The 14409-nt window shown below is 60.3% G+C and carries 10 protein-coding genes; 3 read left to right on the top strand and 7 right to left on the bottom strand.

All coding sequences use genetic code 11. The features are described 5' to 3' along the window. The first annotated feature begins 152 nt into the window (after nucleotides 1–152). Nucleotides 153–980 (top strand): co-chaperone DjlA, encoded by an 828-nt coding sequence (gene djlA / locus GQR96_RS03725; RefSeq protein ID WP_008807470.1) that lies wholly within the window; start codon nucleotides 153–155, stop codon nucleotides 978–980. Between the two features lie 30 nt (nucleotides 981–1010). Here the strand turns inward: djlA and GQR96_RS03730 are convergent, their stop codons facing one another. Together GQR96_RS03730 and GQR96_RS03735 are read right to left on the bottom strand one after the other, a co-directional pair. Continuing rightward, the gene (locus GQR96_RS03730) at nucleotides 1011–1709 is read right to left on the bottom strand and encodes a response regulator (RefSeq protein ID WP_004204282.1); all 699 of its coding nucleotides are present in this window, start codon (nucleotides 1707–1709) and stop codon (nucleotides 1011–1013) included. After that, nucleotides 1699–3324, bottom strand: coding sequence for an ATP-binding protein (locus GQR96_RS03735; RefSeq protein ID WP_017901206.1), 1626 nt, complete (start codon nucleotides 3322–3324; stop codon nucleotides 1699–1701). Before GQR96_RS03735 ends, GQR96_RS03730 begins: the two co-directional genes overlap by 11 nt. 323 nt (nucleotides 3325–3647) lie before the next feature. On the opposite strand from GQR96_RS03735, the gene GQR96_RS03740 reads away from it, so the two are divergent. After that, nucleotides 3648–5012 (top strand): 2-hydroxycarboxylate transporter family protein, encoded by a 1365-nt coding sequence (locus GQR96_RS03740; RefSeq protein ID WP_065904192.1) that lies wholly within the window; start codon nucleotides 3648–3650, stop codon nucleotides 5010–5012. Between the two features lie 179 nt (nucleotides 5013–5191). Then, nucleotides 5192–5731: a citrate lyase holo-[acyl-carrier protein] synthase gene (citX, locus tag GQR96_RS03745; RefSeq protein ID WP_004204286.1), complete on the top strand. Its 540-nt coding sequence runs from the start codon at nucleotides 5192–5194 to the stop codon at nucleotides 5729–5731. Between the two features lie 42 nt (nucleotides 5732–5773). Here the strand turns inward: citX and rluA are convergent, their stop codons facing one another. The 5 genes from rluA to araA all read right to left on the bottom strand — a co-directional run bounded on the left by rluA (nucleotide 5774) and on the right by araA (nucleotide 14407). After that, entirely contained in the window at nucleotides 5774–6433 is a 660-nt protein-coding gene (rluA, locus tag GQR96_RS03750; protein WP_004204288.1) for a bifunctional tRNA pseudouridine(32) synthase/23S rRNA pseudouridine(746) synthase RluA, read from the bottom strand. An 11-nt stretch (nucleotides 6434–6444) separates the two neighbouring features. Beyond that, nucleotides 6445–9351, bottom strand: coding sequence for an RNA polymerase-associated protein RapA (gene rapA / locus GQR96_RS03755; protein WP_065904194.1), 2907 nt, complete (start codon nucleotides 9349–9351; stop codon nucleotides 6445–6447). Between the two features lie 187 nt (nucleotides 9352–9538). Beyond that, the gene (polB, locus tag GQR96_RS03760; RefSeq protein WP_065904196.1) at nucleotides 9539–11896 is read right to left on the bottom strand and encodes a DNA polymerase II; all 2358 of its coding nucleotides are present in this window, start codon (nucleotides 11894–11896) and stop codon (nucleotides 9539–9541) included. Between the two features lie 175 nt (nucleotides 11897–12071). Continuing rightward, a complete protein-coding gene (gene araD / locus GQR96_RS03765) occupies nucleotides 12072–12767 on the bottom strand; it encodes an L-ribulose-5-phosphate 4-epimerase (RefSeq protein ID WP_017901201.1) in 696 nt (231 codons plus the stop codon). 137 nt (nucleotides 12768–12904) lie between these two features. After that, nucleotides 12905–14407 carry an L-arabinose isomerase gene (gene araA, locus GQR96_RS03770; protein WP_004204297.1) on the bottom strand — a complete coding sequence of 501 codons (1503 nt, stop codon included), beginning with the start codon at nucleotides 14405–14407 and terminating at the stop codon, nucleotides 12905–12907. Between the last annotated feature and the right edge of the window lie 2 nt (nucleotides 14408–14409).

Consider the following 14409-nt stretch of genomic DNA (forward strand, 5'->3'; position numbering starts at 1 on the left):
TGCCCGTTTCGAGCCCGAGCGTTAGGCACCCTGTTGAATGACGAGTATGATAAAGCAAATTATAGGCTATGTCCCACAATTGACCGAGGCGCGAGTGCCGGGTAACGTGCGGTCATATTCGTGCTTAACGGCGACAAACAGTTGGGGAGTCTATGCAGTATTTGGGTAAAGTGATTGGCGTGGCAGTAGCTTTGCTGATGGGCGGTGGGTTCTGGGGCGTGGTGCTCGGCTTCCTGGTCGGCCATATGTTTGACCGGGCGCGCAGCCGCCGGTTGAATCTCTTCGCCAATCAACAGGAGCGTCAGTCGCTCTTCTTTTCCACCACCTTTGAAGTGATGGGGCATCTGACCAAATCCAAGGGTCGCGTTACCGAGGCGGATATTCACGTCGCCAATGTGCTGATGGATCGCATGAATCTGCACGGCGCTTCGCGTACCGCGGCGCAGCAGGCGTTTCGCGACGGCAAAGCCGACAATTATCCGCTGCGCGAGAAGATGCGCCAGCTGCGCAGCGTCTGCTTTGGCCGCTTCGATCTGATTCGGATGTTTCTGGAAATTCAGCTGCAGGCGGCGTTCGCTGACGGCGAACTGCACCCTAACGAACGTGAAGTGCTGTTCGTCATCGCCGATGAGCTTGGCATCTCTCGCGCCCAGTTCGATCAATTCCTGCGAATGATGCAGGGCGGCGCCCAGTTTGGCGGCGGTTCGCAGCAGCAATCTTATGGTCAGCACGGCGGCAACGCCGGCTGGCAGCAGGCGCAGCGCGGGCCAACGCTGGAGGACGCCTGCAACGTGCTGGGGGTGAAACCGACTGACGACGCGGCGACGGTGAAGCGCGCCTATCGTAAGCTGATGAACGAGCACCATCCGGACAAGCTGGTGGCGAAAGGGCTGCCGCCGGAGATGATGGAGATGGCCAAACAGAAAGCCCAGGAGATCCAGAAGGCCTGGGAGCTGATCAAAGAACAGCGCGGCTTCTGAGTTTTTCAGCCCCTCGCCCGGCGAGAGGGGTTAGCGTTTGGCCTGTGCGCGGCGATACAGCCGCCGCGGATGGCCGATTTTTCCATACAGCATCTCCACCTCCAGAAACCCGGTCTCAACGCCGTGTTCAAGATAGCGGCGGGCGGTGGTTTTGCTGAGTCCGGCGGCGCTGACCACCTCATCAACGGAAAAGCAGTGCGCTTCCCGGCCGCTAAACAGACCCTGCACCAGCGCCAGCGTCTTCTCTTCAATCCCCTTGCTGCCACTATCTACGCGATAGTTCTTCGCCTGCAGTTGATAGAGGGAATCGACGTTCTGCTGATCGACGATTTTCCACTCCCGCTGCTGATCGTAGAACTGGATAAAACGCTCCAGCGACTGACTCAGCCGCTTCCATGATACCGGCTTAAGAATATAGTCGAAGGCGCCGTTGCGGATAGCCTGGCTGCAGGTTTCCATATCGCTGGCGGCGGTGATAAAGATCACCGAGCATTGGCTGGTCGCCAGCGCCGGATCGGTCATCAGCGTCACCCCTTTGCCGTCCGGCAAATAGTTATCCAGCAGTACCAGCTGCGGCGGGGTGGCGTGGAGCAACTGGCGGGCCTGGGCGAGGGAGGCCGCCATGCCCGCCAGCCGCAGACGCGGGTGTTTCTGCACAAGCTCGGCGTGCAGGCGCGCCAGCTCGCTCTCATCTTCAATGATTAGCACATCGACCAGGTCATGATGCATCGTGGGCCTCCGGGTGCGGACGGGCAGGTGCGTCGGCCGGGATAAACAGGGTGAAGATCGTTCCCCGCGGCGCATTATCGGCGACTTCGATGGTGCCGCCCGCCTGAGTGACATAATGTTCAATAAGATACAGACCAATGCCGTGATCGCCACGGGTTTTGGTGGTGACGCCGCGTTCAAAAATGCGCTCGCGGATATCGGGGCGGATGCCGACGCCGCGGTCGGCCACTTCGATAATCAGCTCCCGGGCGTTGAGCTGGATCAGGACTTCCACCGGCTCATGCGGAAGCTCGGCGCGCTGCGTGGCTTCGATGGCGTTATCCAGCAGGTTGCCGATGATGGAGATCAGCTCGGATTCCATCAGCGACGGCAGGGGACGGTCGATGCGGCAGGCCGGGTCGAAGCTCAGCGCCACGCCTTTTTCGCGGGCGCGGGTGGCTTTGCCGAGCAGCAGACCGCACAGCGTCGGCGAGTGGAAGTGCGAGGAGATAAAGTCCAATAGCTCCTGAGCATGTTCCGACTGGGCCTGAATATAGCGGATCGCTTCGTCATAATGGCCCATATGCAGCAGGCCGGAGAGGGTAGTCATCCGGTTGAGCTGCTCGTGGCGCATGATGCGCAGATTGTCGACATAGCGCTTCACCTGGCTCAGCTGGGCGGTGAGGGCATTGATTTCATTGCGGTCACGGAATGTGATCACCCAGCCCTGCAGGGTATTCTCCAGCATAATGCGTACCCGACTGGCGAGCACGGTCAACTGGTTGAAGCGGCACAGCTCATCGTGGGTGTCGCGCTCAAGCATGTCGCCGCTGGCGAAAAAGGGCTGCGGGGAAATCACGCTGTCAATCGACTGACCGCGCAGCTGACTGGCGGGCTGGCTGAGTCCCAGCAGGCTGCGGGCGGCATGGTTTATCACCTCAATGCGCCGCTGGCGATCGATGACGATCACCCCCTCAAAGATCGACTCCATCATCGCTTTTTGCTGTCGCACCAGCAGGCCTATCTCCCGCGGCTCGAGCGAAAAAATCTGCTTTTTGATGCTGCGGGTAAAGTACCAGGAGAAGATAAACAGGGCGATGAGCAGCAGGACGGCGGCGATAAAAATATTGATCACTTTGGTCAGGGTAATGCTGTCGAGATAGCTGGTGAGGTAGCCGACGGAGACAATGCCGATCACCCGCCCCTCGTCATCGACGATCGGCGTTTTGCTGCGCAGCGAGACCCCAAGTCCGCCTTTGCGAATGGTGGTAATGGATTTTCCCTCCAGTACCGCCTGGTTGTCGCCGCCAACCAGCCGCGTGCCGACCCACTCCGGATGGACCGAATGAAACAGATGCACCCCCTGGCGGTCGCCGATGACGATAAAGCTGGCGTCACTATGGGCGGCGATTTGCTGCATAAACGCCTGAATCGCCTGTGGGTCATGCCGGCTGACCTGCTGACGTAAATTTGGCATCAGGGCTATCTCTTCGGCCTGAATTTTGGCCCGGGCGCTCATTTCCTGATAAAGCTGGCGGCTGGCATCAAAGTAATAATAAATACCCAGCGCGATAAAGAGGACTGAGAAAAAAGCGACCAGCGAAATAAACAGCTTATATTGAAAAGATAATTTCATAGGTCCCGGACGACGTATTCACCATACCGGCACTCTATCATTTTTCTGTCACGTGACGTAAATGTTAAAGGAAAGTTGTGATCAGTGGCGCAGGCGCGGGCTGCCGCCAGCAGTTGCGGTGGATATAAGGCGTGATGGGAAATAAAAACCATAAAAACCACGATAATAAATCAGAGATATATCACCCCTGCGCGGATCCGCGAATAGAAACCATAAAAACCATAGTGACCATTAAAACTTCTTTTTTAATTCGGGGAGCTTCACATTAACGACGCCGCTGTCCCTTTACGCTGAAAATGAATAATAACGACAGGGCTGAATTTATGAGCACGACAGACAATGCATTCTCTGCAACCCTTGAACCGATCAATACGCCGAAAGCCACGCTCAGGCAGCGCTGGTGGCACATCATGGATAACTGGAAGGTAGGGATCGTCCCGCTGCCGCTGTTTTTGCTGGCCGGGGGGCTGATTGCCCTCGACTGCCTTGGCGGTAAACTGCCGAGCGATATCGTGGTGATGGTGGCCACTCTGGCTTTCTTTGGTTTCGCCTGCGGCGAGTTTGGTAAACGCCTGCCGGTGCTGGGGAAACTCGGCGCGGCGGCGATCTGCGCCACTTTTATTCCTTCCGCGCTGGTCCATTACGGCCTGCTGCCAGACGTGGTCGTGGAATCCACCACCAAATTCTATAAATCCACCAACATCCTCTATCTCTATATCTGCTGCATTATCGTCGGTAGCATCATGAGTATGAACCGCACCACCCTGATTCAGGGCTTCCTGAAGATCTTCTTCCCAATGCTGTGCGGCGAGGTGGTCGGCATGCTGGTGGGCATCGGCGTTGGCACGCTGCTGGGCATGGAGCCGTTTCAGGTGTTCTTCTTTATCGTGCTGCCGATCATGGCCGGCGGCGTGGGGGAAGGGGCGATCCCGCTGTCGATGGGCTATGCCGCGCTGATGCATATGGAGCAGGGGGTGGCCCTGGGCCGGGTGTTGCCGATGGTGATGCTCGGCAGCCTGACGGCGATCGTTATCTCCGGCTGCCTCAACCAGCTCGGCAAGCGCTTCCCGCATCTGACCGGCGAAGGGCAACTGATGCCGAACCGTAGCCATGAAACCCGCAGCCTCGGCGAGAGTGAAGGCATGAGCGGTAAAACCGACGTCGGGACGCTGGCCTCCGGCGCGCTGCTGGCGGTACTGCTGTATATGATGGGGATGCTCGGCCACAAACTGATTGGTCTGCCGGCGCCGGTGGGCATGCTGTTTCTCGCGGTGCTGTTAAAGCTGGCTAATGTGGTGTCTCCGCGCCTGCAGGAGGGATCGCAGATGGTGTATAAATTCTTCCGCACCGCGGTCACCTACCCGATCCTCTTTGCCGTTGGTGTGGCGATCACCCCGTGGCAGGAGCTGGTGAACGCCTTCACTTTCACTAACCTGCTGGTGATCGTCAGCACCGTCTCCGCGCTGGTGGCGACCGGTTTCCTGGTCGGTAAAAAGATAGGGATGCACCCGATCGATGTGGCGATTGTCTCCTGTTGCCAGAGCGGGCAGGGCGGCACCGGCGATGTGGCGATCCTGACCGCTGGTAACCGCATGAGCCTGATGCCGTTCGCGCAGATCGCTACCCGGATTGGCGGGGCGATAAATGTCTCTCTGGGGTTGCTGTTCCTCAGCCACTATCAGGCGTGATATAACGCTACGCTCAGCAATAAAACTGCTATTTTCCGCTACAGAACGCCGAAAATATCTGCGTTCTGTATCCTAAATGCTCCGCATTTAGCGTTACAATCAGCGCGCGATCGGCTATCGCAACCATCATTATGACAGTCCAGGCGCTGTCGCATTTATCATATGTAGGAGAGGAATTAATGTCAGTGGATACTCCCGCCCAGGCGGGCGTCAGCATCGACGCATTGCTGGCGGCGAAAGAGCAGCGTGCAGCCCGCCAGGCCGACTGGTTGGCCCATTATCAGCAGCCTGTTATTTCCCTGACCCTGGTGACCCCCGGGGCGGTGAAGGACAGCATTCGCTATCGCAACATGATGGGCGTAGCCCTCCAGGCCTGCGATCAGCTGCTTTGGAAGCACCGCTGGCAAACGCTGGATCGTCAGGTGCTGTGGCTGCCGACCGGGCCTGAAGCGCTGTGGTGCGTGGCGCATCCGGCCAGCGAAATCAAAGCGATGTGCAGTACGCTGGAGCAGAGCCATCCGCTGGGACGCTTGTGGGATATCGATGTGATCTGTCCGCAGAGCGGGCAGGTGGGACGCCAGTCGCTGGGCGAGTCGCAGCGCCGCTGCCTGCTGTGCGATGAGCCGGCGCACGCCTGCGCGCGTAGCCGTCGTCACGACACCGATCTCGTCGTTGCCCGCGTTGAGCAGATGATTGACGCGTGGTTTGCCCGCGATTAACGGGTTAGCATTCCCCGGCAGCAGAGCGCTGCCGGGGAGGTCCTAAAAGTCGAGCGGCGCGCGGAAGGTCATCGCGTTGCCGTAGGCGGGGTGGGTGATGGTGAGCGTCTCGGCGTGAAGCAGCAGGCGCGGGGCCATCGCCAGCGCCTCCGGCGTGGCGTAAAAGCGGTCGCCAAGGATCGGATGTCCCAGCGCCAGCATATGCACGCGCAGCTGGTGTGACCGTCCGGTAATTGGCTTCAGGCGCACGCGGGCGGTATTATCTTCCGCGTACTCCAGCACCTCATACTCGGTCTGCGCCGCTTTGCCGGTTTCATAACACACCTTCTGCTTTGGCCGGTTCGGCCAGTCGCAAATCAGCGGTAAATCCACCAGGCCCTCCGCCGGCTGCGGATGGCCCCAGACGCGGGCGATGTACTGCTTCTTCGGCTCGCGCTCGCGGAACTGGCGCTTCAGTTCGCGCTCCGCCGCCTTATTCAGCGCCACCACAATCACGCCGCTGGTGGCCATATCAAGGCGATGCACCGATTCGGCCTGCGGGAAGTCGCGCTGAATGCGCGTCATCACGCTGTCTTTATGCTCATCAAGACGACCCGGCACGGACAACAAGCCGCTCGGCTTGTTGACCACCATGATGTGCTCATCCTGATACAGGATCACCAGCCAGGGATCCTGCGGCGGATTGTAGTTTTCCATCGCCATTTCGCGTTCCGTTACTGGTGAGTGACGACGATCAGACGCAGCGCGTCCAGACGCCATCCGGCCTGTCCCAGCGCCTCCAGCACCTGCTGGCGGTTGCTTTCAATCGCCGCCAGTTCGTCGTCACGGATGTTCGGGTTGACCGCCTTCAGCGCTTCCAGACGGGAGAGCTCCGCCGTCAGCTTATCGTCGGCTTCACTACGCGCCGCGTCGATCAGCCCCTGCGCCGCCTTGGCGATCTGCGCTTCGCCCTGCTGCAGAATGGCATGAACGTCCTGCTGCACCGCGTTGACCAGCTTGCTGCCGGTGTGGCGATTGACCGCGCTCAGCTGGCGGTTGAAGCTTTCAAACTCCACCTGGCCGGCGAGGTTGTTGCCGTTTTTATCCAGCAGCATGCGAACCGGGGTCGCCGGCAGGAAGCGGTTGAGCTGCAGCTGCTTCGGCGCCTGCGCTTCGACCACGTAGATCAGCTCCAGCAGCAGAGTGCCGACCGGCAGCGCCTTGTTCTTCAGCAGGGAAATAGTACTGCTGCCGGTATCGCCGGAGAGGATCAGGTCGAGGCCGTTGCGGATCAGCGGGTGTTCCCAGGTGATGAACTGCGCGTCTTCACGGGACAGCGCCACGTCACGCTCGAAGGTGATGGTGCAACCGTCCTCCGGCAGGCCCGGGAAATCCGGCACCAGCATATGGTCGGAAGGGGTGAGGACGATCAGGTTTTCCCCGCGGTCGTCCTGGTTGATGCCGACGATATCGAACAGGTTCATCGAGAAGGCGATCAGGCTGGTGTCGTCATCCTGCTCTTCGATGCTCTCCGCCAGGGCCTGGGCTTTCTCGCCGCCGTTGGAGTGGATCTCCAGCAGACGGTCGCGGCCCTGCTCCAGCTGCGCTTTCAGGGCGTCATGCTGCTGGCGGCTGGATTTGATCAGATCGTCAAAGCCGTCGGTGGATTCCGGCGCCGCAAGGTAGTTGATCAGCTCGTCATGGACACTGTCGTAGACGGTCCGTCCGGTCGGGCAGGTATGTTCAAAGGCGTCGAGGCCTTCGTGATACCAGCGCACCAGCACCGACTGCGCGGTCTTTTCCAGGTACGGGACGTGGATCTGGATATCGTGCGCCTGGCCGATACGGTCGAGACGTCCGATACGCTGCTCCAGCAGATCCGGGTTAAACGGCAGATCGAACATCACCAGATTGCTGGCGAACTGGAAGTTACGACCTTCGGAACCGATCTCAGAGCACAGCAGCACCTGGGCGCCGGTGTCTTCTTCGGCAAACCACGCCGCGGCGCGGTCGCGTTCGATAATCGACATCCCTTCATGGAACACGGCGGCGCGGATACCTTCGCGCTCGCGCAGCACCTGCTCCAGCTGGAGCGCGGTGGCGGCTTTGGCGCAAATCACCAGTACCTTCTGCGAGCGATGGCTGGTCAGGTAGCCCATCAGCCACTCGACGCGCGGGTCAAAGTTCCACCAGGTGCCGGTATCGCCTTCAAATTCCTGATAGATCTGCTCCGGGTAGAGCATGTCGCGCGCGCGCTCTTCCGCGGTTTTGCGGGCGCCCATGATGCCGGATACTTTGATGGCGGTCTGGTACTGGGTCGGCAGCGGCAGGCGAATGGTGTGCAGCTCGCGTTTCGGGAAACCTTTGACGCCGTTACGGGTGTTACGGAACAGCACGCGGCTGGTGCCGTGGCGGTCCATCAGCATCGAGACCAGCTCCTGGCGCGCGGCCTGAGCGTCTTCGCGATCGCTGTTGGCGGCCTGCAGCAGCGGCTCGATATCCTGCTCGCCGATTAGATCGCCGAGGGTATTGAGTTCGCTATCGCTTAGCTTGTTGCCCGCCAGCAGCAGAGCGACAGCGTCGGCCACCGGACGGTAGTTCTGCTGTTCTTCGACAAACTGCGCGAAATCGTGGAAGCGGTTCGGATCCAGCAGGCGCAGGCGCGCAAAGTGGCTCTCCATCCCCAGCTGTTCCGGCGTCGCGGTCAGCAGCAGAATGCCCGGCACGCGCTCGGCCAGCTGTTCAATCGCTTGATATTCGCGGCTCGGGGCGTCTTCGCTCCACACCAGATGGTGCGCTTCATCGACCACCATCAGGTCCCACTCGGCGTCGCACAGGTGCTCCAGACGCTGCTTGCTGCGGCGCACGAAGTCTAAAGAGCAGATCACCAGCTGTTCGGTTTCGAACGGGTTGTAGGCGTCATGCTGCGCTTCGGCGTAGCGCTCGTCGTCAAACAGCGAGAAGCGCAGGTTGAATCGGCGCAGCATCTCCACCAGCCACTGGTGCTGGAGAGTTTCAGGGACCACAATCAGTACGCGCTCGGCGGCGCCGGAGAGCAGCTGCTGGTGCAGGATCATCCCGGCTTCGATGGTTTTACCTAAGCCCACTTCATCGGCCAGCAGGACGCGTGGCGCGTGACGACGGCCCACGTCGTGGGCGATGTTCAGCTGATGCGGGATCAGGCTGGTGCGCTGGCCGCGCAGGCCGCTCCACGGCATGCGGTACTGCTCGCTCTGGAACTTGCGCGCGCGGTAGCGCAGGGCAAAGCGGTCCATGCGGTCGATTTGGCCGGCGAACAGACGGTCCTGCGGCTTGCTGAACACCAGTTTGCTGTCGAGCAGCACTTCACGCAGGGTGACGTTCGCTTCCTGGGTATCGAGGCGGGTGCCGGTGTAGGACAGCAGCCCATTCTCTTCATGCACTTTGTCAACGTGGAGCTGCCAGCCTTCGTGGCTGGTAATGGTGTCGCCCGGGTTAAACATCACGCGAGTGATCGGGGAATCGTTGCGTGAGTACAGACGGTTTTCGCCGATGGCGGGGAAAAGGAGAGTGACCATGCGCGCATCCAGCGCTACCACCGTCCCTAATCCTAGTTCGCTCTCTGTGTCGCTAATCCAGCGTTGACCAAGTGTAAAAGGCATATATGTTCGGCTCTTTAGTTCTTTAATTGCAGGCAATAGTTGATCATCTCCATGTACAACCGGAGATGCGTCAAAATTGGGGCCAGGAATGGAAAGGGCGCTATATTACTGGATGGCAGAACGTTCGTCACGTCCTCCTCACGGTTCATTTTCAGGCTTCTGCGCCCGCGGAATGGGTGAGAAAAAATCAAAATAGCCCCAGCTGTCCTGTCACTATTGTAGCAAAGTCGTCGTTGACGAAGGGCAGGATCCCTTCTGCTACCGGCTGCAGCTGCTTTGACAAATAGTGGTCGTAATCGAGTGGCGACTGCTGATAATCCACCGGTTCCGGACCGCCGGTGGTCCAGACGTATTTGATGGTGCCGCGTTGCTGATACTGCTGCGCCCGACCCCGCTTCAGGTTGTGCTCATCGGCAAGCCTCGCGGCGCGCACATGCGGCGGCACGTTGCGCTGATACTCCGCCAGCGGCCGACGCAGGCGTTTGCGATAAACCAGCTGCTCATCGAGCTCGCCGTTCATCAGCCTGGCGATAGTCTCCCGCACATAATCCTGATAGGGCTGGTTGCGGAAGATGCGCAGGTACAGCTCCTGCTGAAACTGCTGGGCCAGCGGCGTCCAGTCGGTGCGCACTGTTTCCAGACCCTTGAAAACCATGCGCTGGCCGTCGCCCTCCTGAATCATTCCGGCGTAACGCTTCTTGCTGCCGGTATCGGCGCCGCGGATCGTCGGCATCAAAAAACGGCAGAAGTGGGTTTCGTATTCCAGCTCCAGGGCGCTGGTTAGCTGGAGTTTGCCAAGCTCCTGCGCCCACCAGGCGTTGACGTCGTTCACCAGCGTCCGGCCGATCTCCGCCGCCTGCGCTTCGCTGTGCGGGCGCTTAAGCCAGACGAAGGTGGAGTCGGTATCGCCGTAGATGACGTCATAACCATTGGCTTCAATTAACGCTTTAGTCTGACGCATGATCGCGTGGCCGCGCATGGTGATCGACGAGGCGAGACGTGGGTCGAAGAAGCGGCAGGCGCTGGTGCCCAGCACGCCGTAAAAAGCGTTCATGATGATCTTCAGCGCCTGGGAGAGCGGCTTATTGTGCTGGCGCTTGGCTTCATCGCGGCCGTGCCAGATCTGGCTGACAATCCCCGGCAGGCAGTGCTTGTCTCGCGAGAAGCGGGCGCCGAGGAAGCCCTCAATGCTGTGCTGGTCATCGGGCTGCGCCAGGCCCTCCACCAGGCCGACCGGATCGATTAAAAAGGTGCGAATGATCGACGGATACAGGCTCTTGTAGTCCAGCACCAGCACCGAGTCATACAGGCCGGGGCGGGAGTCCATCACATAGCCGCCGGGGCTCGCCTGGGGCGGCACGTCGCCGAGGTTCGGCGCCACGTAGCCCAGGCGGTGCATGCGCGGAAAATAGAGGTGGCTGAAGGCGGCGACCGAGCCGCCGTGGCGATCGGCGGGCAGGCCGTTGACCGTCGCCCGCTCGAGTAGAAATGGCATGATCTCCGTTTTGTGGAAGATCCGCGTCACCAGCTCGCAGTCCTGTAGGTTATAGATGGCCAGCGCCGGTTTATCTTCATGGAAGCGGCGATCGATCTCGTCCATCCGATCCCACGGGTTGTCGATGGCTTTGCCTTCGCCCAGCAGCTCGCGGGCCACCGCCTCCAGCGAAAAGGAGGAGAAATTCCAGAACGCCGATTTCAGCGCGTCGATGCCGTCAATAATCAGCCGGCCGTGGGCCTGGGCGAAGAAGACACCGTTCTTAAAACCGTGCTCGCGCCACTCCAGCTCGCTGTTGCCGCGGCCGAGCCTTAGCGGGATGCGGTAGCGTTCGGCATGCTTTTGCAGGACGCGCAGATCGAACTGCACCACGTTCCAGCCGATCAGCACGTCGGGGTCGTGATCGGCAAACCAGGCGTTGAGTTTTTCCAGTAGCAGGGGGCGACTGGCGACGTAGACCAGATCGAAATCGACGTCTGGCGGCGTTTCCGGTTCGGGGCCCAGCATGAAGACCACCCGCTGACCGCAGCCTTGCAGGCCGATGCAGTACAGCTCGCCGTGGCGGCTGGTTTCGATATCCAGCGATACCCATTTCAGCGGCGGGCGATAGTCAGGATTGGGTTTCATGCGCGCGTTAACCAGCTGTGGGCCGCGCGTTTCGCCTTCCACCCACACCGGGGCGGTAATAAAGCGCTCCATCAGGTAGCGCTCCGGCGGACGGATATCGCCCTCATAGAGGGTGACGCCGCTGTCGCGGAGCATCTTCTCCAGACGCATCAGTTGACGATGGGCGCGGCAGTAGAGGCCGACAACCGGCTGGCGATGGAAATCTTTCAGGGCCAGCGGGGCGAAGCGGAAGCCTTTCTCACCCTGCAGCAGTCGCTCAGCCTGCGCCCGCTGCGCTTCGGGGATAAAGGCGACGGACTCCTGCGGCGGCAGCGTGACCTGCAGCGGGCCGTCGTCGGTGGCCAGCCAGAAGGAAAGCTCGGTGCCTTGCGGAGTGTCCCGCCAGTGACGGGTGAGTAGAAAACCTGCTCGTGGCTGGGTCACGGGTGCTCTCGATGATAAAAAACCAGGCCTGATTATAGCCTGGTTTCTCAATGGGTGCTGGGATTTTATACAGGTATTCGGCGCTGAGGTGGCCCCGGATTTCGGCTTGCGCCTTATCCGGTCTGCCAGACGGTGCAGAGCCGTAGCCCTGCTAAACGCAGCGCGAGCAGGGTGATTATTGGCCGTAGTAGGCTTTGGCCCCATGCTTACGCAGATAGTGTTTATCCAGCAGCGTCTGCTGCATATCCGGCAGCTGCGGCGCCAGCTGGCGGCAGAAGATGCCCATATAGGCGATCTCTTCCAGCACGATGGCGTTATGCACCGCGTCTTCGGCGTTTTTACCCCACGCGAACGGGCCGTGGGAATGCACCAGCACGCCGGGCATCTGCGCCGGGTCGATCTCGCGCTGGCGGAAGGTTTCGACAATCACCTTGCCGGTTTCCCATTCGTATTCGCCGTTGATCTCCGCATCGGTCATCAGCCGGGTGCAGGGCACCGGACCATAGAAATAGTCGGCGTGGGTGGTGCCGGTCGCCGGAATAGCTTGCCCGGCCTGCGCCCAGATGGTGGCGTGGCGCGAATGGGTATGCACAATGCCGCCCAGCGTCGGGAAGGCCTGATACAGCAGGCGATGGGTCGGGGTATCCGACGAGGGTTTCTTCTTACCCTCCACCACTTCGCCGCTCTCCAGACTGACCACCACCATATCGTCGGCGGTCATCACGCGGTAATCCACGCCGGAGGGTTTGATAACCAGAACGCCCTGGTCGCGGTCGACGGCGCTGACGTTGCCCCAGGTTAAGGTCACCAGATTATGCTGCGGCAGCGCTAAATTGGCTTCCAGCACCTGGCGTTTAAGATCTTCTAACATAGTGTGCTCCGAATAGCAGGCGAGTCGGGTATCCCTCACCCCGACCCTCTCCCGTCGGGAGAGGGAGAAAGGCGGCATCGCGCCAGGCCGGTACCCTCTCCCCGGCGGGGAGAGGGGGAGGGTGAGGGGGCGACCTCTTAGCGTTTTGAACCGTAATAGACTTCATTCCAGCGCAGCGCGTCTTTGAAGGCCGGCAGACGGGTGTCGTTGTCGATGACCGTCAGCTCGATATCATTCAGTTCGGCGAACTGGCGCATATCGTCGAGGTTCAGCGCATGGCTGAAGACGGTATGGTGCGCGCCGCCGGCGATGATCCAGGCTTCCGAAGCGGTACGCAGATCCGGCTGCGCTTTCCACAGGGCGTTGGCCACCGGCAGCTTCGGCAGGTCGTGCGGGGTCGGGACGGTTTCGATGGTATTGACCAGCAGACGGAAGCGGTCTCCCAGGTCGATCAGGCTGGCGACAATCGCCGGGCCGGTCTGAGTATTGAAGATCAGGCGCGCCGGATCCGCTTTGCCGCCGATGCCCAGCGGCTGGACGTCGAGGATCGGTTTCTCGGCGGTGGCGATCGTCGGGCACACTTCCAGCATGTGCGAGCCGAGCACCAGATCGTTGCCGTTGTCGAAGTGGTAGGTGTAATCCTCCATAAAGGAGGTGCCGCCCTGCAGACCAGTTGACATCACCTTCATGATGCGAAGCAGAGCGGCGGTTTTCCAGTCGCCCTCGCCGGCAAAGCCGTAGCCCTGCTGCATCAGGCGCTGTACGGCGAGCCCCGGGAGCTGTTTCAGGCCGTGGAGATCTTCAAAGGTGGTGGTAAAGGCGTGGAAACCGCCCTGTTCGAGGAAGCGTTTCATCCCCAGCTCAATGCGCGCGGCGTCCAGCACGTTCTGACGCTTGTCGCCGTGAACCTGCGCCGCCGGGGTCAGACGATAGCTGCTCTCGTATTCATCGACCAGGGCGCTGATATCGCCGTCGCTGACGCTGTTGACCACTTGCACCAGATCGCCGACCGCCCAGGTGTTCACCGAGAAGCCAAACTTGATCTGCGCCGCGACTTTATCGCCGTCGGTCACCGCCACTTCGCGCATGTTATCGCCGAAACGGCACACTTTCAGATGGCGAGTATCCTGTCTGGAGACCGCCTGGCGCATCCAGCCGCCGATGCGCTGGTGGGCCTCTTTATCCTGCCAGTGGCCGGTCACCACGCTGTGCTGCTGGCGCATACGGGCGCCGATGAAGCCGAACTCGCGGCCGCCATGCGCGGTCTGGTTCAGGTTCATAAAGTCCATATCGATGCTGTCCCAGGGCAGCGCGGCATTGTACTGCGTATGGAACTGTAGCAGCGGCTTGTTGAGAATGGTCAGGCCGTTGATCCACATTTTTGCCGGCGAGAAGGTGTGCAGCCAGACCACTAACCCGGCGCATTTGTCATCGTAGTTAGCGTCGCGGCAGATGTGGGTGATCTCGTCCGGGGTGGTGCCCAGCGGCTTAAGGACCAGTTTGCACGGCAGTTTGGCTTCCGCATTCAGGCTGTTCACCACATGTTCGGCATGCTTCGTCACCTGGCGCAGGGCTTCCGGGCCGTACAGATGTTGGCTGCCAATAACGAACCATATTTCATAGTTATCAAAAATCGTCATTT

The organism is Klebsiella sp. PCX (assembly GCF_021869705.1).
Lineage (GTDB): Bacteria > Pseudomonadota > Gammaproteobacteria > Enterobacterales > Enterobacteriaceae > Klebsiella > Klebsiella quasipneumoniae.